A 19,858-nucleotide genomic window follows, 5' to 3' on the forward strand; every position below is an offset into this window, starting at 1 on the left:
CTTTTGATCTTCAAGGCAAGGTCAAAAGATCGCAGCCTGCGGCAGCTCCTACAAGGGCTGGATCAAGATCGCGGATCAAGATCGCGGAGCGTACGCGAATACGTCGGCGCGCATCTGGTGGGCGTCCATCCCCGCCTCGACCAAAGCATCCAACGTGCCGTAGACCATGGCCGGTGAACCACTGGCGTACACGTGCAGGGCTTTGAGATCAGGAAAGTCTTCGCAGACCGCTTCATGCAACATGCCGCAGCGTCCCTGCCAGCCGCATTGATCGCTGACGACTTTATGCAGGAACAGGTTGGGCAGCTTCAGCCATTCATCCCAATGTTCGACTTCATAAAAGTCTTCAGGACGACGCACCCCCCAATACAGATGCACCGGATGCTTGAAGCCCTCGGCGCGGCAATGCTCGATCAGGCCATGGACCTGGCCCATGCCGGTGCCCGCGGCGATCAACACCAACGGGCCGTCCGGCAACTCGGCCAAGTGGGCATCACCGAACGGCATGTCGACGCGCACCATGCTGTTGCGCTGAAGCTGCTCGATCAGGTTAAGCGCGCTGGCTTCGCGCGCCAGCACGTGGATTTCCAGGTCACGGCCACCGGAGGGTGCCGAGGCCAGGGAGAAGGACGACTTCTCGCCGTTGTCGCGATGGATCATCAGATACTGGCCCGCGTGATATCGCGGCGGCTTGCCGGCGGGGGCCCGCAGCCGCACCCGCCAGGTATCGCCACCGACCTCGGTGCAACTGGTGACCTGACACGACAGACTGCGCACCGGCAATTCTCCCAGCGCGAGCACGCCATCCCACAGCACGATGCAGTCTTCCAGCGGCTCTGCTATGCAAGTGTAGAACTCGCCATGGTCACGCACATCGCCTGCCTGCTCCACGCGCCCTTCCACCAGCAGTGCCGCGCACACATGGCAGTTACCGTTGCGACAGCTTTGCGGGCATTCATAGCCCAGGCGACGTGCGCCATCGAGAATCCGCTCGCCGGGCAAGATATCCAGTACTGCTCCGGAGGGCTGCAAGGTTACACGCATCAATCTATTCCTAACTGATTCCAGATGGCATCGATCCGCTGGGTCACGGCGTCGTCCTTGACGATTACACGGCCCCACTCGCGCGTGGTTTCACCCGGCCATTTATGCGTGGCATCGAGCCCCATCTTCGAGCCCAGGCCGGACACCGGCGAGGCGAAGTCCAGGTAGTCGATGGGCGTGTTCTCGATCATCACCGTGTCGCGCTTGGGGTCCATGCGCGTAGTAATGGCCCAGATCACGTCGTTCCAGTCGCGGGCGTTGATATCGTCGTCAGTGACGATAACGAACTTGGTGTACATGAACTGTCGCAAAAACGACCAGACACCGAGCATTACCCGCTTGGCATGCCCCGGGTACGACTTCTTCATGGTCACGACGGCCATGCGGTACGAACAGCCTTCGGGCGGCAGGTAGAAGTCGGTGATCTCCGGGAACTGCTTCTGCAGGATCGGCACGAACACTTCGTTCAGCGCCACACCCAGGATCGCCGGCTCATCCGGTGGACGCCCGGTGTAGGTGCTGTGGTAGATCGGCTTGATCCGGTGGGTGATGCGCTCGACCGTGAACACCGGGAAGCTGTCGACTTCATTGTAGTAACCGGTGTGGTCGCCGTAAGGCCCCTCATCGGCCATCTCGCCCGGATGGATCACGCCTTCAAGGATGATCTCGGCGGTAGCCGGCACTTGCAGGTCGTTGCCACGGCATTTCACCAGCTCGGTACGGTTACCGCGCAACAGGCCGGCGAAGGCGTACTCGGAAAGGCTGTCCGGCACCGGGGTCACGGCGCCCAGAATGGTCGCCGGGTCAGCACCCAGCGCCACGGCGACCGGGAACGGCTGGCCGGGATGTTTTTCGCACCATTCACGGTAATCCAGCGCGCCGCCACGGTGACTCAGCCAGCGCATGATGACCTTGTTGCGGCCGATCACTTGCTGACGGTAGATGCCGAGGTTCTGCCGGTCCTTGTTCGGACCTTTGGTGACCGTCAGGCCCCAGGTGATCAGCGGCGCGACGTCGCCTGGCCAGCAGGTCTGCACCGGCAACGTCGACAGGTCGACGTCGTCGCCTTCGATGACCACTTCCTGGCAGATCGCATCCTTGACCACCTTGGGTGCCATCGAGATGATCTTGCGGAAGATCGGCAGCTTGGACCAGGCGTCTTTCAAGCCCTTGGGCGGCTCGGGTTCCTTGAGGAACGCCAGCAACTTGCCGATTTCGCGAAGCTCGCTGACCGCTTCGGCGCCCATGCCCAACGCCACGCGCTCGGGGGTGCCGAACAGGTTGCCGAGCACGGGAATGTCAAAACCGGTGGGTTTTTCGAAAAGCAGGGCCGGGCCCTTGGCGCGCAAGGTGCGGTCGCAGACCTCGGTCATTTCGAGCACTGGGGACACCGGAACCTGGATGCGCTTGAGTTCGCCGCGCTGTTCCAGGCCGCTGATAAAGTCGCGCAAGTCGCGATACTGCATGCGTGAGCCTCGTGTTGGCCGTGGCGTTCGGGGGCAGGCAGTTTAGCGCCGAACCTCATGCTTCAGAACCACGAACTACGGGTTGATCAAAAATCAGATAGCAAAAAGCCGGGTTTCCCCGGCTTTTGCTGGTCTATCGACTTACTTGCGCTTCATCGACAGGAAGAACTCATCGTTGGTCTTGGTCGTTTTCAGCTTGTCGACCAGGAACTCGATGGCAGCCACTTCGTCCATCGGGTGCAGCAGCTTGCGCAGAATCCACATGCGCTGCAGCTCGTCGTCGGCAGTCAGCAACTCTTCGCGACGAGTACCGGAACGGTTGATGTTGATGGCCGGGAACACACGCTTTTCAGCGATACGGCGATCCAGAGGCAGTTCCATGTTGCCGGTGCCTTTGAATTCCTCGTAGATCACTTCGTCCATCTTCGAGCCGGTTTCAACCAGCGCGGTGGCGATAATGGTCAGCGAGCCGCCTTCTTCGATGTTCCGTGCAGCGCCGAAGAAACGCTTCGGCTTCTCCAGGGCGTGGGCATCGACACCACCGGTCAATACCTTGCCGGAGCTCGGGATCACGGTGTTGTAGGCACGGGCCAGACGGGTGATGGAGTCGAGCAGGATCACCACGTCTTTCTTGTGTTCGACCAGGCGCTTGGCCTTCTCGATCACCATTTCGGCAACCTGCACGTGGCGGGTTGGCGGCTCGTCGAACGTCGAGGCAACCACTTCGCCGCGCACGGTACGCTGCATTTCGGTTACTTCTTCCGGACGTTCGTCGATCAGCAAGACGATCAGGTGAACTTCAGGATTGTTACGCGCGATGTTCGCCGCGATGTTCTGCAGCATGATCGTCTTACCGGCCTTGGGCGGTGCAACGATCAGACCGCGCTGGCCTTTACCGATCGGGGCGCACAGGTCGATGACTCGACCCGTCAAGTCTTCGGTGGAACCGTTACCGGCTTCCATCTTCATGCGCACGGTCGGGAACAGCGGGGTCAGGTTCTCGAAGAGAATCTTGTTTTTCGCGTTTTCCGGACGGTCGAAGTTGATCGTGTCGACCTTGAGCAGTGCGAAATAACGCTCGCCTTCCTTAGGAGGGCGGATCTTGCCAACGATGGTGTCACCGGTACGCAAGTTGAAGCGACGGATCTGGCTCGGCGAGACGTAGATATCGTCTGGGCCGGCGAGATAGGAGGCGTCAGCGGAGCGAAGGAAGCCGAAGCCGTCCTGGAGAATCTCCAGCACGCCATCACCGGAGATTTCCTCGCCGCTTTTCGCGTGCTTTTTCAGCAGGGAGAAAATCACGTCCTGCTTGCGCGAACGGGCCATATTTTCTATGCCCATCTGTTCGGCCAATTCGAGCAGTTCGGTAATCGGCTTTTGCTTGAGTTCAGTCAGATTCATATAGGAATGACGTAATCATTTATGGAGGGGGGAAATTAAGCTTTTGGCTTAATGAGGCCGCGCCGCGGAGAAGGCGACAGGATCGCGTACTTATTCGAAAAGGAGAGCGTCGGCGACGGCTAGCAGGGGGCACTGGAGAAACCAGCGCGGGGCCGAATGTAACACCTGAGTTTCGGAGCGTCTAGCCCTCTACAACGAAAAAAGCCCCGCTAACTGCGGGGCCTTTATCTGACACGCTACTACGACGCTTAGATGTTGGCGTCGAGGAAAGCCGCCAGCTGCGACTTCGACAGTGCGCCGACCTTGGTCGCTTCAACGTTGCCGTTCTTGAACAGCATCAGCGTCGGAATACCACGCACGCCGTGTTTGGCGGGGGTTTCCTGGTTTTCGTCGATGTTCAGCTTGGCAACGGTCAGCTTGCCTTTGTAAGTCTCTGCAATTTCGTCCAGGACAGGAGCGATCATTTTGCAAGGGCCGCACCATTCAGCCCAGTAGTCGACCAGTACAGCGCCTTCAGCCTTGAGTACGTCGGCCTCGAAGCTAGCGTCGCTAACGTGTTTGATAAGATCGCTGCTCATGGAATTCTCCAGGGTTGTAAGCAAAAAAACGTGGCCCATCATAGCCGCCCTTCCTTCGTTCAGGAAGGTGCAGATGATTGAGTCTCGCTATGGTGTTCCATGAGTTTGGGTATAGCCCAGGTCACGCCAATGCGGGAGCGACGAAAGCGATCCCGGTACGCAGCGCCGCATTGCGCACGTGTTCGTGCATGGCCTTTTGCGCGGCTCCCGAGGCCCGGCGCGCCAGCGCGCGAAGGATTTTGCGGTGCTCATGCCAGGTTTCCATGGCCCGCTCGGCCCGGATGAACGGTAGCTTCTGACTCTCCAGGAAAATCTCGGCACTGGCCGTCAGGATGCTCAGCATCGCCTGGTTGCCGCTGGCCAGCAAAATGCGCCGATGGAATTCGAAGTCCAGGCGGGCTGCCGCTTCGAAGTCGCCGCACTTGAGGTCGTTGCGCATGGCGGCGACGTTATCTTCCAGCGCATCGAGCTCATCGGTACTCAAGGTCACGGCCGCCAGCCCCGCAGCGAATCCCTCCAGCGCGTAACGCAACTGGAAGATATCCAGGGGCGAAGCCTGGGCCGCGAAGGGCCAACCGGGTGCGGCCTCGCTTCGCTCAAGCTCCACCGGCGACTGCACGAACACGCCTTTGCCCGGCTGGATACTGATGACACCCAGTGCGCTGAGCGATGACAGCGCCTCACGCAACGACGCCCGACTGACCCCCAATTGCACCGCCAGGTCCCGCTGCGAGGGCAAGGCATCCCCGGGCCCGAAACCCTGTTCGGTGATCAGTTTGCGGATGGCTTGCAGCGCCAGTTCAGGTACGGCGCGAGAGATCGAATTCATGGTTTTCCAGTCGAACCAGGCCAATGTGCGCTCAGTTGTAAAGCTATTCGAAGCGTCCGGCAAGTCGTGCCCCATGGGGGTTCGGTCACTTTCGCGGTTGCGCCATCGGGGTGCGAAACGCCACCTGACTGTTCAGACCAGTAAGACCGTGCGACGCCAGCAAATCCGCGGCCTGGCGGCCCACCAACGCGATGTTGGCATGGCCCATGCTCTGTCGATCCGCAGAAATCCCTTCGCAAAGATCCGGAGACTTGCCATGACCCAGCGTTACAGCGCCCTCCTCGCAGCCTTGTTCGCCAGCCTCGTGCTGAGCCAGGCGCCCGCCCACGCCGACGCCCTGGAGGATGTCGTGCAGCGCGGCGTTCTCAAGGTCGCCGTACCGCAGGACTTCCCGCCCTTCGGCTCGGTCGGCCCGGACATGAAACCGCGCGGCCTGGACATCGATACCGCCAAACTGCTGGCCGACCAGCTCAAGGTCAAGCTCGAACTGACCCCGGTCAACAGCACCAACCGCATTCCGTTCCTGACCACCGGCAAGGTCGACCTGGTGATCTCCAGCCTCGGCAAAAACCCGGAACGCGAAAAAGTCATCGATTTCTCCCGCGCCTATGCGCCCTTCTACCTCGCCGTGTTCGGTCCTCCAGATGCCGACATCAAGAGCCTGGACGACCTCAAGGGCAAAACCGTCAGCGTCACCCGTGGCGCCATCGAAGACATCGAGCTGACCAAGGTCGCCCCCGAAGGCGTGACCATCAAGCGCTTCGAAGACAACAACTCGACCATCGCCGCGTATCTGGCGGGGCAAGTGGACCTGATCGCCAGCGGCAACGTGGTGATGGTCGCGATCAGCGAGAAGAGTCCCAAACGTGTGCCGGCGCTGAAAGTGAAGCTCAAGGACTCGCCCGTCTACGTGGGCGTGAACAAGAACGAGCCGGCGCTGCTGGACAAGGTCAACCAGATCCTCGTCTCCGCCAAAAGCGACGGTGCATTGGAGAAAAACGCCCTGGCCTGGTTGAAAGAACCGCTGCCGGCCGACCTCTGATCCGGCACGCAGGAGACACGCGATGGCTTATCAGTTCGATTTCTTGCCGGTGGTGCACAACACCGACCTGTTGCTGCGCGGTGCGCTGTTCACCCTTGAGCTGACGGCGATCGGCGCGGTGCTGGGGGTGGGCCTTGGCATCGTCGGGGCGCTGGTGCGGGCGTGGAACATCCGACCCTTCGCCGGTTTTTTTGCGGTCTATGTCGAGTTGATCCGCAATACGCCGTTTCTGGTGCAGTTGTTTTTCATCTTCTTCGGCCTGCCCTCCCTGGGTGTGCAGATTTCCGAATGGCAGGCAGCGGTGCTGGCGATGGTGATCAATCTGGGAGCCTATTCCACCGAGATCATCCGTGCTGGCGTCCAGGCGGTTCCGCGAGGTCAGCTGGAGGCCGCGGCGGCCCTGGCGATGACGCGCTTCGAAGCCTTCCGCCATGTGGTGCTGCTGCCAGCGCTGGGCAAGGTCTGGCCGGCCCTGAGCAGCCAGATCATCATCGTCATGCTCGGTTCGGCGGTCTGTTCGCAGATCGCCACCGAAGAGCTGAGCTTCGCTGCCAACTTCATCCAGTCGCGCAACTTCCGCGCCTTTGAAACCTATGCACTGACCACGCTGCTCTATCTGTGCATGGCCCTGTTGATCCGCCAGTTGCTGAACTGGATCGGCCACCGATTCATCGCCAGGAGCAGCCGATGAGCGATTTCACCTTCTGGGACATCCTGCGCAACCTGCTCACGGGCCTGCAATGGACACTGGCGTTGTCGCTGGTAGCGTTCGTGGGCGGCGGGCTGATCGGCTTGCTCATCATGCTGATGCGCCTCTCGAACAAACCCTTGCCGCGCAGTTTTGCCCGCACTTACATCGAGTTGTTCCAGGGCACGCCGCTGTTGATGCAGCTGTTTCTGGTGTTCTTCGGCGTGGCCCTGGCCGGGGTGGAGATTTCGCCGTGGGCCGCGGCGGCAATCGCCTTGACGCTGTTCACCAGCGCCTACCTGGCGGAAATCTGGCGGGGTTGCGTCGAGTCGATCCCCAACGGCCAGTGGGAAGCCTCGTCGAGCCTGGCGCTCAATCCCCTGGAGCAATTGCGCTACGTGATCCTGCCACAAGCGTTGCGCATCGCCGTGGCGCCGACCGTGGGCTTCTCCGTGCAAGTGGTCAAGGGCACCGCCGTGACCTCGATCATCGGTTTCACCGAACTGACCAAGACCGGCGGCATGTTGGCCAACGCCACCTTCGAGCCTTTCATGGTCTACGGCCTGGTTGCCCTCGGCTACTTCCTGCTCTGCTACCCCTTGTCCCTCAGTGCGCGCTACCTGGAAAGGAGACTGCATGCCTCTGCTTAGAATTTCCGCCCTGCATAAATACTATGGCGACCACCATGTGCTCAAAGGCATCGACCTGAGTGTCGAGCAAGGCCAGGTGGTGGCGATCATCGGCCGCAGCGGCTCGGGCAAGTCGACCTTGCTGCGCACCCTCAACGGCCTGGAATCGATCAACGATGGCGTCATCGAAGTCGACGGCGAATACCTCGACGCCGCCCGCGCCGACCTGCGCAGCCTGAGGCAGAAAGTCGGGATGGTGTTCCAGCAGTTCAACCTGTTCCCGCACCTGACGGTGGGCGAGAACGTGATGCTCGCGCCGCAGGTGGTGCAGAAAGTGCCGAAGACCCAGGCTGCCGAACTGGCGCGACAGATGCTGGAACGGGTCGGGCTTGGGGAGAAGTTCGATGCCTTCCCCGATCGCCTGTCCGGCGGGCAGCAACAGCGGGTGGCGATTGCCCGTGCGCTGGCGATGTCGCCCAAGGTGCTGCTGTGCGACGAAATCACCTCGGCGCTCGACCCGGAGCTGGTCAACGAAGTGCTGAGCGTGGTTCGGCAACTGGCCAAGGAAGGCATGACGCTGATCATGGTCACCCATGAGATGCGTTTTGCCCGGGAGGTTGGGGATAAGTTGGTGTTCATGCATCAGGGCCTGGTGCATGAGGTGGGCGATCCGAAGGTGTTGTTTGCCAATCCGCAGACGGCAGAGCTGGCGAATTTCATTGGCACGGTCGAGGCGACAACCTGATCGTTCCCATGCTCCGCGTGGGAATGCCTCAACGGACGCTCCGCGTCCGCTTTGGGACGCAGAGCGTCCCGGGCTGCATTCCCACGCAGAGCGTGGGAACGATCGGCTTTGAACACAACGCGTTGGCGGCAGCCTTTGATCGTGGCAGGATGTCGAGGTTATCGACCGAGACCCCTGACCATGCCGCAATCCCAAGCCAAGAATCTGTCTCTGATCGCCGCAATCGACCTGGGCTCCAACAGCTTTCACATGGTCGTGGCCAAGGCCCAGAACGGCGAAATCCGCATTCTCGAACGTCTCGGGGAGAAGGTTCAGTTGGCCGCCGGTATCGACGACGAACGCCACCTCAGCGAAGAATCCATGCAACGCGGGCTCGATTGCCTCAAGCGTTTCGCCCAACTGATCAACGGTATGCCCCCGGGCGCCGTGCGGATCGTCGGCACCAACGCCCTGCGTGAAGCCCGTAACCGCAACGAATTCATCCACCGCGCCGAAGAAATCCTCGGCCACCCGGTGGAAGTCATCTCCGGCCGTGAAGAAGCGCGCCTGATCTATCTGGGCGTGTCCCACACCCTCGCCGACACCCCGGGCAAACGCCTGGTGGCCGACATCGGCGGCGGCAGCACCGAGTTCATCATCGGGCAGAGATTCGAGCCCTTGTTGCGCGAAAGCCTGCAGATGGGGTGCGTCAGCTACACCCAGCGTTATTTCAAGGACGGCAAGATCACCCCGGCCCGCTACGCCCAGGCGTATACCGCGGCACGGCTGGAGATCATGAGCATCGAACACGCCCTGCATCGCCTGACCTGGGATGAAGCCATCGGCTCCTCGGGCACCATTCGCGCCATCGGCCTGGCGCTGAAGGCCGGCGGCCACGGCAGCGGCGAAGTGAATGCCGAAGGCCTGGCCTGGCTCAAGCGCAAGCTGATCAAGCTTGGCGATGTCGAGAAAATCGACTTCGAAGGCATCAAGCCGGACCGTCGGGCGATTTTCCCGGCCGGCCTGGCGATCCTCGAAGCCATCTTTGATTCACTTGAACTGCAACGCATGGACCACTGTGAAGGCGCGCTGCGCGAAGGCGTTCTCTATGACCTGCTGGGTCGTCATCATCACGAAGACGTGCGTGAGCGCACCCTGACGTCGCTGATGGAGCGTTATCACGTCGATCTGGAACAGGCGGCGCGTGTCGAGCGCAAGGCCCTGCATGCCTTCGACCAGGTGGCCAAGGACTGGGACCTGGAAGACGGCGTCTGGCGCGAACTGCTCGGCTGGGCGGCCAAGGTGCATGAAGTGGGCCTGGACATTGCCCACTACCAGTACCACAAGCATGGCGCCTACCTGATCGAGCACTCGGACCTGGCCGGTTTCTCCCGCGAAGACCAATTGATGCTTGCACTGCTGGTGCGCGGCCACCGCCGCAACATTCCCAAGGACAAGTTCGCCGAATTCGGCGATGACGGCACCAAGCTGATTCGTCTTTGCGTATTGCTACGCTTCGCGATCCTGTTCCATCACATCCGCGGCACCCAGCAAATGCCTCAGGTGGAACTGAACGCCAATGGCAACCACCTGGAAGTCGTTTTCCCGGAGCACTGGCTGGAGGACAACCAACTGACCCAGGCCGACTTCGAGATTGAAGCGCAATGGCTCACCCGCGTAGACACCGTACTGACCGTGCGCTGAACCTGTAGGAGCTGCCGCAGGCTGCGATCTTTTGATTTTGCCCTTCAAAACAAGATCAAAAGATCGCAGCCTGCGGCAGCTCCTACAGGGCGGAAACAAAAATGGCGATCCACAGGGATCGCCATTTTTTTTCCTCGTGCCGGTGTTACCGAACCGCCAGGATCGGACTACCCAACCGCTCCAGCAAGGTAGCCTGGGCACTACGCGGGTTCTGGTTGCCGGTCGGTGTATTGCGGATGTAACGGCCGTCCGACTGCAGGCTCCAGCTGTGGGTGTTGTCGGTGAGGTACAGCTCGAGCTCTTTCTTGACCCGCATGATCAGCTTCTTGCCCTCTACCGGGAAGCAAGTCTCGACGCGCTTGTCGAGGTTGCGCTCCATCCAGTCAGCGCTGGAGAGGAACATCTGCTCTTCGCCTCCATTGAGGAAGTAGAAGACCCGGGTGTGCTCCAGGAAGCGACCGATGATCGAGCGCACATGGATATTGTGCGACACCCCGGCGATGCCCGGCCGCAGGCAGCACATGCCACGCACCACCAGGTCGATGCGCACGCCCGACTGGCTGGCCTTGTACAACGCGCGGATGATCTTCGGATCGGTCAGCGAGTTGAACTTGGCGATGATGTGCGCCGGCTTGCCCTCGAGGGCGAACTGGGTTTCGCGGGCAATCATGTCGAGCATGCCCTTTTTCAGGGTAAACGGCGCATGCAGCAGCTTCTTCATGCGCAGCGTCTTGCCCATGCCGATCAACTGGCTGAACAGCTTTCCGACGTCTTCGCACAGGGCGTCGTCGGAGGTCAGCAGGCTGTAGTCGGTATACAGGCGAGCGTTGCCGGCGTGATAGTTACCCGTGCCGAGGTGGGCGTAACGCACGATCTCACCCGCTTCGCGGCGCAGGATCAGCATCATCTTGGCGTGGGTCTTGAAGCCGACCACACCGTAGATCACCACCGCACCGGCCGCTTGCAGACGGCTGGCCAGTTGCAGGTTGGACTCTTCGTCGAACCGCGCGCGCAATTCGATCACCGCGGTGACCTCCTTGCCGTTACGCGCCGCATCCACCAATGCATCGACGATTTCCGAGTTCGCGCCGGAGCGATACAGGGTCTGACGCACCGCCAACACGTGCGGGTCCTTGGCGGCCTGGCGCAGCAGGTCGACCACCGGAGTGAACGACTCGAACGGGTGCAGCAACAGGATGTCCTGCTTGCTGATCACGCTGAAAATGTTTTCGCTGTTCTGCAGCAGTTTCGGAATCTGCGGGGTGAACGGCGTGTATTGCAGCTCGCGCTGGCTGTCCAGGCCGGTAATGCTGAACAGACGCGTCAGGTTCACCGGGCCGTTGACCTGATACAGCTCGCTCTCGCTGAGGTTGAATTGCTTGAGCAGGTAGTCGGACAGGTGTTTCGGGCAGGTATCGGCGACTTCCAATCGCACCGCGTCGCCATAACGACGGGAGAACAGCTCGCCTCGCAGGGCACGTGCCAGGTCTTCGACATCTTCCGAGTCCAGCGCCAGGTCGGCGTTTCGGGTCAGGCGGAACTGATAGCAGCCCTTGACCTTCATGCCCTGGAACAGGTCATCGGCGTGAGCGTGGATCATCGACGACAGGAATACGTAGTTGTCGCCAGGGCCGCCGACTTCTTCCGGCACCTTGATAACCCGCGGCAGCAGGCGCGGTGCCGGGATGATCGCCAGGCCGGAGTCGCGACCAAAGGCGTCGATACCCTCGAGCTCGACGATGAAGTTAAGGCTTTTGTTCACCAACAAAGGGAACGGGTGCGTCGGGTCGAGGCCGATCGGGGTGATGATCGGGGCGATCTCGTCACGGAAATAGCGGCGCACCCAGGTCTTGAGCTTGGTCGTCCAGTGACGGCGACGAATGAAGCGGACCTGATGTTTTTCCAGCTCCGGCAGCAGGATGTCGTTGAGGATCGCGTACTGACGATCGACGTGACCGTGGACCAGTTCACTGATACGGGCCAGGGCCTGGTGCGGTTGCAAGCCGTCGGCACCCGCTTGCTCCCGGGCGAAGGTGATCTGCTTCTTGAGGCCGGCGACACGAATCTCGAAGAACTCGTCCAGGTTGCTGGAGAAGATCAGCAGAAATTTCAGGCGCTCCAGCAACGGGTAGGACTCGTCCAGTGCCTGTTCCAGCACGCGGATGTTGAACTGCAGCTGCGACAGCTCGCGGTGGATATACAGGCTGCTGTCATCCAGGCCGGGAATGGCAATCGCTGGCGCTGCCACAGCGGTCTCGACGACCGCCGCGGGCGGAGCTGGCTCCAGCTCCGGCGGGGTCTCGTCGACTTGCTCCACCACAGGTTGGGCGTCTTTTACGGCAACTTCAGTGAGTACTTCGGTATTCATCGAATGTTCCTGGGAGGGCTATTGTTGCTCTCGTAACAGTTGAGCAGCACGAACGGCAAAATATGTCAGGATGCCATCGGCGCCTGCGCGTTTAAAAGCGGTCAGGGATTCGAGGATAACCCCTTCGCTCAACCAGCCATTCTGGATCGCCGCCATGTGCATGGCGTATTCGCCACTGACTTGATAAACAAAAGTCGGCACTTTGAATTCTTCTTTGACCCGGCAGAGGATGTCCAGATAGGGCATGCCTGGCTTGACCATGACCATGTCTGCGCCTTCTGACAAGTCAGCCGCCACTTCGTGCAGGGCTTCGTTGCTGTTGGCCGGGTCCATCTGATAGGAGGCCTTGTTGGCCTTGCCCAGGTTCAGTGCCGAACCGACCGCATCGCGAAACGGGCCGTAATAGGCGCTGGCGTACTTCGCCGAATAGGCCATGATCCGTACGTTGACGTGACCGGCCACTTCGAGGGCCTCGCGGATAGCCTGGATGCGACCGTCCATCATGTCCGAAGGCGCAACCACTTGGGCGCCAGCTTCGGCATGGGACAGGGCTTGCCTGACCAGTGCATCGACGGTGATGTCGTTCTGCACATAGCCTTCTTCGTCGAGAATACCGTCCTGGCCGTGGGTGGTGAACGGGTCCAGCGCGACGTCGGTAATCACGCCCAGCTCAGGGAACTGTGCACGCAGGGCGCGGGTGGCGCGCTGGGCAATGCCTTCGGGGTTCCAGGCTTCGGCGCCATCCAGCGACTTGAGCTCTGGAGGTGTCACCGGGAACAGCGCCAGCGCCGGAATGCCCAGCTCGACCCACTTGGCCGCTTCTTCCAGCAACAGATCGATGGTCAGGCGTTCGACGCCCGGCATCGAGGCCACCGCTTCGCGACGGTTTTCACCGTCCAGTACGAAAACCGGCAGGATCAAATCATCGACGGTCAACACGTTTTCACGGACCAGTCGACGCGAAAAATCATCGCGACGGTTGCGGCGCAGGCGGGTTGCGGGGAACAAGCGGTTGGCGGGGGTAAAGCTCACGGCAGACTCCTGAGCCCGCGCAGACGGGCGAGCGTGACAGTTATAAGCGGCCATTATGACGATCACATGACAGTTGTGTGCAACCTGTGACAGGTAGCCGCATTCCATTGTCCTTGTAGGAAATGTTCACGTCGAGACACATTTGGACACTTTCCTGAATGTGTACGAAGGGTTAGGCTGCGCGTTCATTTCGCCAGCACCCAGACAATGCTCCAACAATTTCTGCATGACTTCGGCTACTTTGCCCTGTTTCTAGGCACATTCTTCGAAGGCGAAACCATCCTGGTGCTCGCAGGCTTCCTCGCGTTCCGTGGATACATGGACATCAACCTGGTGGTGGTCGTGGCGTTCTTCGGCAGTTATGCCGGCGATCAGCTGTGGTACTTCCTGGGACGCAAGCACGGGCGCAAGCTTCTGGCACGCAAGCCGCGCTGGCAGTTGATGGGTGATCGGGCGCTCGAGCACATCCGCAAGCATCCGGATATCTGGGTCTTGAGCTTTCGCTTCGTCTATGGCCTGCGCACCGTGATGCCGGTGGCAATCGGCCTGTCTGGCTATCCACCGGGCCGTTATCTGCTGCTCAACGGAATTGGCGCTGCGATCTGGGCCACCGCACTGGCGGCGGCAGCCTATCACTTTGGCGCGGTACTGGAAGGGATGCTCGGCAGTATCAAGAAATACGAACTGTGGGTGCTCGGTGCCCTGCTCGTCCTCGGGTTGGGCCTGTGGCTGCGCCGCCGGTTCAAGAATGCTCGCCTGGCCAGGCAGATCTATGCCGACGAGCAAGCCCTCAAAGCCCAACAGCACAATGCCGGCAACCCTAAGACGCCAATCGAGTAAAACGGTTTCTGCAACAGTAGAGACCGATACCGCTGATCAGACTGTAACTGAGCAGGCCGACCCAGCCCACCGCGCTGGCCGGCCACAGCCCCACCAGCGGCGCAAGCCATACCAGTGGCACATTCGATGCCAGCCGCAGCAACTCCAGCTTCAGCGCCCACGGGCGATTCTCCAGGGCAACGCCCAGCACGAACAGGCCCAGCGCCACAGCTCCCCAGCCCAACACCAACGCGGTCGTCGACAGATTGGGCGCGAGGTTCATCAAATAGCTGCCAAACGCGATGTAGACGCAGAACTGTAACAGCACGTAGAGCTGCTGACGCCCGTCCAATGGCACCTCGAATTTGCGGAACTGGCTCAGGTCGGGCTTGTTCATCGGGTACTTGGCCGCCACATCCGCCGGCCGCCAGCCGGTGCGCATGAACCAGATCCGCAGCTTGTCCCAGGTGTTTTCGGCACGCCGCGCATCCGCCCACAACTGGGCGTAGAACTGCACGTTGGCCCACACCGGGTTCCAGCTCGACAGCGGCGTGGTGACGCCGAAAATCACCGGCTCGTTGTCGTCTTCTTCCTGGAACGAGCCGAATAGACGGTCCCAAATAATGAACACACCGCCGTAGTTGCGATCCATGTAGAGAGCGTTCTGTGCATGGTGGGCCCGATGATTGGATGGCGTGACGAAAAACCACTCGAACCAGCCGAGCTTGGGAATGTGCCGGGTATGCACCCAGAACTGGTACAGCAGGTTCAACGCCGCGACGCTGACGAACACCAGCAACGGCACACCAATGACGGCCATGGGCAGGTAGAAGATCCAGCTCAGGAGAAATCCGGTACTGGTCTGGCGCAAGGCGGTGGAGAGGTTGTAGTCCTCGCTCTGGTGATGCACCGAATGCGCGGCCCAGAGGATGTTGCGCTCGTGGCCCATGCGGTGCAGCCAGTAGTAGCAGAAATCGTAAAGGACGAAGGCGAACACCCAGACCCAGATGCTGTCGGACGAGAGCTCGAACAGTGCCAGGTGCTTGAGGGCGAACGCATAGGTCACCAGCCCTACGCCTTTTGTCAGCAGGCCGGTGGTGGTCGACAGCACACCGGTGCTGATGCTGTTGATCGCGTCCGCCAGCCGATAGTTGCTGACCCCGCGCCAACGGTCGGCCAGCAGCTCGACAGCGATCAGCACAAAGAAAAACGGCACCGCATACAGAATGAAGTCCATGACGCGCCCTGGTCGGAATCTTGAGGACAGATCCTATGTGTAGCCTCGAATTATCCCTATGGCAACGAGTGACAAATTAGTGGACATTTAACGCCATGAATCTGGAGAAAAGCCCATGAGCAAAAAAGTTGCAGTGATCCTTTCCGGTTGTGGCGTATACGACGGCGCCGAGATTTACGAAAGTGTGGTGACCCTGCTGCGCCTGGACCAACGTGGCGCGCAGGTGCAGTGTTTTGCCCCGAATATCGCGCAACTGCACGTCATCAATCACCTGACCGGCGAGGAAATGCCCGAGTCGCGCAACGTACTGGTGGAGGCGGCGCGCATTGCCCGTGGTGAGATCAAGGACATCCGCGAAGCGGACGCTGAAGAATTCGATGCACTGATCATTCCCGGCGGCTTCGGCTCGGCCAAGAACCTTTCCAACTTTGCTATCGAAGGTACTGGCTGCACGGTGCAACCGGATGTCCTGGCATTGACCGAAGCCTTTGCCGAGGCCGGTAAACCGGTCGGTCTGATCTGCATCTCACCTGCCCTGGCGGCGAAAATCTATGGGCCTGGCGTGACGTGCACCATCGGCAACGACGCAGAAACGGCAGCGGCCCTGAACAAGATGGGCGCCACCCACAAGGAATGTGCCGTGAGTGATATCGTCGAAGACAAGGCACGCAAACTGGTGAGCACTCCGGCGTACATGCTGGCGGGGAGCATCAGTGAGGCGGCCTCGGGTATCAACAAGCTGGTCGACCGCGTGCTCGAACTGACCCACGAAAACGACGCCTGACATCGATTAAATGTGGGAGCGGGCTTGCTCGCGAAAGCGGTGTGTCATTCAACAATGATGGTGACTGATACACCGCATTCGCGAGCAAGCCCGCTCCCACAGGGTTCTTTACAAGGTTCAAGCTTGGCGGGTCAGCCTTGTAAGGATCCTGTCCAGCGCATTGGCAAACGCCTGCTTTTCCCGCTCGCCAAACGGCGCCGGCCCGCCACTCATTTGCCCCTGTTCGCGCAAATCGGTGAACAGGTTGCGCACGGCCAGGCGATCGCCCATGTTCTGCGCATCGAACTCCTTGCCCCTCGGGTCCAGCGCAGCAACGCCTTTTTTCACCAAGCGGTCGGCCAGCGGCACATCGCTGCAGATCACCAGCTCACCAGGTACCGCGTGCTCCACGAGGTAGTCGTCGGCCGCATCAGGGCCACTTGGCACCACGATCAACTTCACCAGCGCCAGGCCGGGCTTGATCTGTGGCTGGCCGGCCACCAGTACCACTTCGAACTGGCGCTTGAGGGCGAACTTCACCACCAGATCCTTGGCCGCCCGGGGGCAGGCGTCGGCATCGATCCATACGCGCATCAGGTTTTCCTCTTCAAAGCTTCGCGAGCAGGCTCGCTCCCACAGGTTATACGCAATCCTGTGGGAGCGAGCCTGCTCGCGAATGTGAGCGAAGCGAATGCTGTCAAGAAACCTGCACCCGCCGCTTCTCGGCCAGGCGACTGCGGCTGTACAGCACGATGATCGCCACCAAGGCCACAGCCTGGGCCGTCAGCGAATACGCATCCGCATGAATCCCCAACCAATCGAACTCAAAGAACGGCACCGGCCGCGTGCCGAAGATCCCGGCTTCCTGCAGCGCCTTCACGCCATGCCCGGCAAACACCACCGACAAGGCACAGAGCAGACCGGCGTTGATGCTGAAGAACAGCGCCAGCGGCAGTTTCGCCGAGCCGCGCAGGATCACCCAGGCCAAGCCGACCAACAACACCAACGCCGTCGCGCCACCGGCCAATACTGCGTCATGGCCCGCCGGTCCGGCCTGCAACCACAGGGTTTCGTAGAACAGGATCACTTCGAACAGTTCGCGATACACCGAGAAAAACGCCAGGATCGCAAAACCGAAACGCCCACCACCGCCCACCAGGCTGCTCTTGATGTAATCCTGCCAGGCCGCGGCATGACGACGGTCGTGCATCCACACACCGAGCCACAACACCATGACGCTGGCGAACAGGGCCGTTGCACCTTCCAGCAACTCACGCTGCGAGCCGCTGACATCAATCACATACGCCGCCAGCGCCCAGGTACCCAGACCGGCCAACAGTGCCAGGCCCCAACCGACGTTGACACTGCGTACCGCCGACTGTTGGCCGGTATTACGCAGGAAGGCGAGAATCGCTGCCAGCACCAGGATGGCTTCCAGGCCTTCGCGCAACAGAATCAGCAGGCCGGAAATAAAGCTCAGCGACCAGCTCAAACCATCGCTGCCCAACAATCCGGCAGACGTTTTCAACTTGGCCTTGGCCGTCTCCAGGCGCTGTTCCACCTGCTCCACCGGCAAGCCATCCTGTAATGACTGACGGTAAGCCATCAGCGACTTTTCAGTGTCTTTGCGCACGTTGGCATCGACGTTGTCCAAGGAGCTTTCGACCAGCTCGAAGCCTTCCAGGTACGCCGCTACCGACAGGTCGTAGGCTTGATCGTGATCGCCTGCGCGGTAAGCCGCGACGCTCTTGTCCAGGGTAGTCGCGGTGTAGTCGAGCAACTGCGCCGGGCCACGCTTGGCTTGCGGCGGCTGAGCCCGTTGCGCGCGGAACGTCGCTGCGCCCTGCGGACCGTCGGCTGCCTGCACTTCGGCCGGCGTCTGACGGGCCAGATCGGCAATGTTGTAGGTCTTGTCGCTGCTGGCGGCCTGCGGATCGGCGCTGAAGCTGGCGATATAGGTTGCCAGGTCCCAACGCTGACGATCATCGAGCTGATCGCCGAAAGCCGGCATATCGGTGCCTTCGACCCCCAGGCCCAGTGTGTTGTAGATCGCGTAGAGGCTCAGGTGATCCAGGCGCGTCTTATCTCGCAAATTGGCCGGCGCAGGGGTCAGCCCCACACCCGCCGGACCATCGCCAGCGCCGGTATCGCCGTGGCACACCGAACAATGCTGGGCGTACAGTGGCGCGCCGCGAGTCGGGTCCGGGGTAATGATCGGCGCCTGGCTGACTTCATAGGCCACGGCCAATTTTGCGCCGAGTTGCCGAGCCTGGCGGGCAACGTCCGCACCGTCCCGACGCGCGCTGATCGCCTCGCGCAGCGCGCTGACGCCCTGCTCCAGCCCGGCTTTTTCCGGTTTGGCCGGCATGCCGGCAATCAAACCTTGCAACACCTGGACAAATTCCAGTTGTTCGCGGTATTCGGATTCGTTGAGGACCTTGCCTGCCTGCACCGCTTGCGGATAGTCCGCGCCGAGGTAATCGAGCAAGTGCAACGCTTGCGGGGCACCTTCCACGGTGTCGGCCAGCAGATTAAAGCTGCACAGGGCAAACACCGGCGCTAACAGCCAGGCCAGGAATCGGGACGGGGCAATCATGAACGAATCTCAATTGGAAATACGAAGTAACATATTGTTCACTCCCAATCAGTTTCACTCAAGCTTTGTCGTCGATTGCACGACAGCGCATAAACGAAAAAGGCGACCTGAAGAGGTCGCCTTTTTTGTGCTTGATGTTTAAACCGCGGCTTTACGCAGGGTGGCCATGAACGCCGCCGCGCCAATGAACAGCCCGGCAAAGGTACGGTTCATGCGCCGTTGCTGTTTCGGTGTGCGCAACATACGCAGCACCTTGGAAGCCAAACCGGTGTAACCGGCCATGACGATCAGGTCCACGCAGACCATGGTGACACCAATGATCACGTACTGGATCAGCAGTGGCGCGTGCGGATCAATGAACTGTGGCAACACCGCCAGCATGAACACCAACGCCTTGGGATTGCTAATGTTCACCAGGAAGCCTCGGAACACCAGGGCCATCGGCTTGCCAATCTGCCGGATCGCCGCGTCATCGCTCATATCGCTGGGTAGCGCACGCCATTGTTTGATGGCGAGATAAACCAGGTAGGCCACACCGAACCATTTAATCGCATGGAAAGCCGTGGCCGACGCCGTGAGAATCGCGCCGACACCGGCGCCAACAATGGCAATCTGCACAGCAAGGCCCAACTGCAGGCCCAGGGCGTTCCAGTAGCCGCGCCAGAAACCGTACTGCAGGCCACTGGACATTGACGCAATGGCGCCGGCACCGGGAGAAAGACTGATCACCCAGCAGGCGGCAAAAAACGCCAGCCATGTTTGAAGCTCCATTGCACACCTCGACTCGGACTCGTGACAGGTGTCTAAGCTAATGCGGCTTTGGGTGGATGACTACCGATTTTTTGAAGGAAATGGCGACTGCCGACCAGCGTTGTATGCCGTTAGGCCCCCTTCGCGAGCAAGCCCGCTCCCACCTTGGCTTGCGTCTCTCCAGATTG

18 protein-coding genes are annotated in these 19,858 nt (G+C 60.6%); 7 read left to right on the forward strand and 11 right to left on the reverse strand.

The genetic code is table 11. The annotated features are described in order from the left end of the window. Window positions 1-75: 75 nt before the first annotated feature. The 5 genes from QLG10_RS00005 to QLG10_RS00025 all read right to left on the reverse strand — a co-directional run bounded on the left by QLG10_RS00005 (window position 76) and on the right by QLG10_RS00025 (window position 5,318). Window positions 76-1,044 (reverse strand): CDP-6-deoxy-delta-3,4-glucoseen reductase, encoded by a 969-nt coding sequence (locus QLG10_RS00005; RefSeq protein WP_020797261.1) that lies wholly within the window; start codon window positions 1,042-1,044, stop codon window positions 76-78. Next, window positions 1,044-2,510, reverse strand: coding sequence for a 4-hydroxy-3-polyprenylbenzoate decarboxylase (ubiD, locus tag QLG10_RS00010; RefSeq protein WP_020797260.1), 1,467 nt, complete (start codon window positions 2,508-2,510; stop codon window positions 1,044-1,046). The genes QLG10_RS00005 and ubiD overlap by 1 nt, the downstream gene beginning before the upstream one ends. Before the next feature lie 141 nt (window positions 2,511-2,651). Next, window positions 2,652-3,911 (reverse strand): transcription termination factor Rho, encoded by a 1,260-nt coding sequence (gene rho, locus QLG10_RS00015; RefSeq protein WP_003206716.1) that lies wholly within the window; start codon window positions 3,909-3,911, stop codon window positions 2,652-2,654. 248 nt (window positions 3,912-4,159) lie between these two features. Next, window positions 4,160-4,489: a thioredoxin TrxA gene (trxA, locus tag QLG10_RS00020; RefSeq protein WP_003206727.1), complete on the reverse strand. Its 330-nt coding sequence runs from the start codon at window positions 4,487-4,489 to the stop codon at window positions 4,160-4,162. Between the two features lie 121 nt (window positions 4,490-4,610). After that, a complete protein-coding gene (locus QLG10_RS00025) occupies window positions 4,611-5,318 on the reverse strand; it encodes a FadR/GntR family transcriptional regulator (RefSeq protein ID WP_083350198.1) in 708 nt (235 codons plus the stop codon). 256 nt (window positions 5,319-5,574) lie between these two features. Between QLG10_RS00025 and QLG10_RS00030 the strand changes: the two genes are divergently transcribed. From QLG10_RS00030 to ppx, 5 genes are all read left to right on the forward strand, one after another. Next, the gene (locus QLG10_RS00030) at window positions 5,575-6,360 is read left to right on the forward strand and encodes a transporter substrate-binding domain-containing protein (RefSeq protein ID WP_110748028.1); all 786 of its coding nucleotides are present in this window, start codon (window positions 5,575-5,577) and stop codon (window positions 6,358-6,360) included. 22 nt (window positions 6,361-6,382) lie between these two features. Further along, complete coding sequence (locus QLG10_RS00035) at window positions 6,383-7,051, forward strand: amino acid ABC transporter permease (RefSeq protein WP_110748031.1); 669 nt, start codon at window positions 6,383-6,385, stop codon at window positions 7,049-7,051. Next, entirely contained in the window at window positions 7,048-7,698 is a 651-nt protein-coding gene (locus QLG10_RS00040; RefSeq protein WP_110748033.1) for an amino acid ABC transporter permease, read from the forward strand. The genes QLG10_RS00035 and QLG10_RS00040 overlap by 4 nt, the downstream gene beginning before the upstream one ends. After that, on the forward strand, window positions 7,685-8,422 hold the full coding sequence (locus QLG10_RS00045; RefSeq protein ID WP_110748036.1) for an amino acid ABC transporter ATP-binding protein: 738 nt from the start codon (window positions 7,685-7,687) through the stop codon (window positions 8,420-8,422). The genes QLG10_RS00040 and QLG10_RS00045 overlap by 14 nt, the downstream gene beginning before the upstream one ends. Before the next feature lie 180 nt (window positions 8,423-8,602). Continuing rightward, window positions 8,603-10,105: an exopolyphosphatase gene (gene ppx, locus QLG10_RS00050; RefSeq protein WP_110748039.1), complete on the forward strand. Its 1,503-nt coding sequence runs from the start codon at window positions 8,603-8,605 to the stop codon at window positions 10,103-10,105. Between the two features lie 145 nt (window positions 10,106-10,250). Here ppx and ppk1 read toward each other — a convergent pair whose 3' ends face one another. Together ppk1 and hemB are read right to left on the reverse strand one after the other, a co-directional pair. Further along, complete coding sequence (gene ppk1, locus QLG10_RS00055; RefSeq protein ID WP_020797250.1) at window positions 10,251-12,473, reverse strand: polyphosphate kinase 1; 2,223 nt, start codon at window positions 12,471-12,473, stop codon at window positions 10,251-10,253. Window positions 12,474-12,491: 18 nt separating this feature from the next. Next, window positions 12,492-13,505, reverse strand: coding sequence for a porphobilinogen synthase (gene hemB / locus QLG10_RS00060; RefSeq protein ID WP_083349892.1), 1,014 nt, complete (start codon window positions 13,503-13,505; stop codon window positions 12,492-12,494). Window positions 13,506-13,712: 207 nt separating this feature from the next. Between hemB and QLG10_RS00065 the strand changes: the two genes are divergently transcribed. Next, a complete protein-coding gene (locus QLG10_RS00065) occupies window positions 13,713-14,345 on the forward strand; it encodes a DedA family protein (protein WP_020797248.1) in 633 nt (210 codons plus the stop codon). Here the strand turns inward: QLG10_RS00065 and QLG10_RS00070 are convergent. Continuing rightward, window positions 14,326-15,561, reverse strand: coding sequence for a sterol desaturase family protein (locus QLG10_RS00070; protein ID WP_282485227.1), 1,236 nt, complete (start codon window positions 15,559-15,561; stop codon window positions 14,326-14,328). The genes QLG10_RS00065 and QLG10_RS00070 overlap by 20 nt on opposite strands. 115 nt (window positions 15,562-15,676) lie before the next feature. Between QLG10_RS00070 and elbB the strand changes: the two genes are divergently transcribed. Beyond that, a complete protein-coding gene (gene elbB / locus QLG10_RS00075) occupies window positions 15,677-16,345 on the forward strand; it encodes an isoprenoid biosynthesis glyoxalase ElbB (RefSeq protein ID WP_110748047.1) in 669 nt (222 codons plus the stop codon). Window positions 16,346-16,462: 117 nt separating this feature from the next. Here elbB and QLG10_RS00080 read toward each other — a convergent pair whose 3' ends face one another. From QLG10_RS00080 to rhtB, 3 genes are all read right to left on the reverse strand, one after another. After that, window positions 16,463-16,918: a YaiI/YqxD family protein gene (locus tag QLG10_RS00080; protein WP_020797245.1), complete on the reverse strand. Its 456-nt coding sequence runs from the start codon at window positions 16,916-16,918 to the stop codon at window positions 16,463-16,465. A 103-nt stretch (window positions 16,919-17,021) separates the two neighbouring features. After that, the gene (locus tag QLG10_RS00085) at window positions 17,022-18,920 is read right to left on the reverse strand and encodes an FTR1 family protein (RefSeq protein ID WP_282485228.1); all 1,899 of its coding nucleotides are present in this window, start codon (window positions 18,918-18,920) and stop codon (window positions 17,022-17,024) included. A 138-nt stretch (window positions 18,921-19,058) separates the two neighbouring features. Then, window positions 19,059-19,691 carry a homoserine/homoserine lactone efflux protein gene (gene rhtB, locus QLG10_RS00090; protein ID WP_033040668.1) on the reverse strand — a complete coding sequence of 211 codons (633 nt, stop codon included), beginning with the start codon at window positions 19,689-19,691 and terminating at the stop codon, window positions 19,059-19,061. Between the last annotated feature and the right edge of the window lie 167 nt (window positions 19,692-19,858).

This window comes from Pseudomonas sp. V98_8 (assembly GCF_029967975.1).
Taxonomy (GTDB): domain Bacteria; phylum Pseudomonadota; class Gammaproteobacteria; order Pseudomonadales; family Pseudomonadaceae; genus Aquipseudomonas; species Aquipseudomonas umsongensis.

Coding starts and splice junctions, on each gene's coding strand:
- QLG10_RS00070 (WP_282485227.1), bottom strand. CDS start 15,561: ATGGACTTCATTCTGTATGCGGTGCCGTTTTTCTTTGTGCTGATCGCT.
- QLG10_RS00040 (WP_110748033.1), top strand. CDS start 7,048: ATGAGCGATTTCACCTTCTGGGACATCCTGCGCAACCTGCTCACGGGC.
- QLG10_RS00085 (WP_282485228.1), bottom strand. CDS start 18,920: ATGATTGCCCCGTCCCGATTCCTGGCCTGGCTGTTAGCGCCGGTGTTT.
- QLG10_RS00035 (WP_110748031.1), top strand. CDS start 6,383: ATGGCTTATCAGTTCGATTTCTTGCCGGTGGTGCACAACACCGACCTG.
- ppx (WP_110748039.1), top strand. CDS start 8,603: ATGCCGCAATCCCAAGCCAAGAATCTGTCTCTGATCGCCGCAATCGAC.
- QLG10_RS00025 (WP_083350198.1), bottom strand. CDS start 5,318: ATGAATTCGATCTCTCGCGCCGTACCTGAACTGGCGCTGCAAGCCATC.
- rhtB (WP_033040668.1), bottom strand. CDS start 19,691: ATGGAGCTTCAAACATGGCTGGCGTTTTTTGCCGCCTGCTGGGTGATC.
- ppk1 (WP_020797250.1), bottom strand. CDS start 12,473: ATGAATACCGAAGTACTCACTGAAGTTGCCGTAAAAGACGCCCAACCT.
- QLG10_RS00065 (WP_020797248.1), top strand. CDS start 13,713: ATGCTCCAACAATTTCTGCATGACTTCGGCTACTTTGCCCTGTTTCTA.
- QLG10_RS00045 (WP_110748036.1), top strand. CDS start 7,685: ATGCCTCTGCTTAGAATTTCCGCCCTGCATAAATACTATGGCGACCAC.
- elbB (WP_110748047.1), top strand. CDS start 15,677: ATGAGCAAAAAAGTTGCAGTGATCCTTTCCGGTTGTGGCGTATACGAC.
- ubiD (WP_020797260.1), bottom strand. CDS start 2,510: ATGCAGTATCGCGACTTGCGCGACTTTATCAGCGGCCTGGAACAGCGC.
- QLG10_RS00005 (WP_020797261.1), bottom strand. CDS start 1,044: ATGCGTGTAACCTTGCAGCCCTCCGGAGCAGTACTGGATATCTTGCCC.
- rho (WP_003206716.1), bottom strand. CDS start 3,911: ATGAATCTGACTGAACTCAAGCAAAAGCCGATTACCGAACTGCTCGAA.
- trxA (WP_003206727.1), bottom strand. CDS start 4,489: ATGAGCAGCGATCTTATCAAACACGTTAGCGACGCTAGCTTCGAGGCC.
- QLG10_RS00080 (WP_020797245.1), bottom strand. CDS start 16,918: ATGCGCGTATGGATCGATGCCGACGCCTGCCCCCGGGCGGCCAAGGAT.
- QLG10_RS00030 (WP_110748028.1), top strand. CDS start 5,575: ATGACCCAGCGTTACAGCGCCCTCCTCGCAGCCTTGTTCGCCAGCCTC.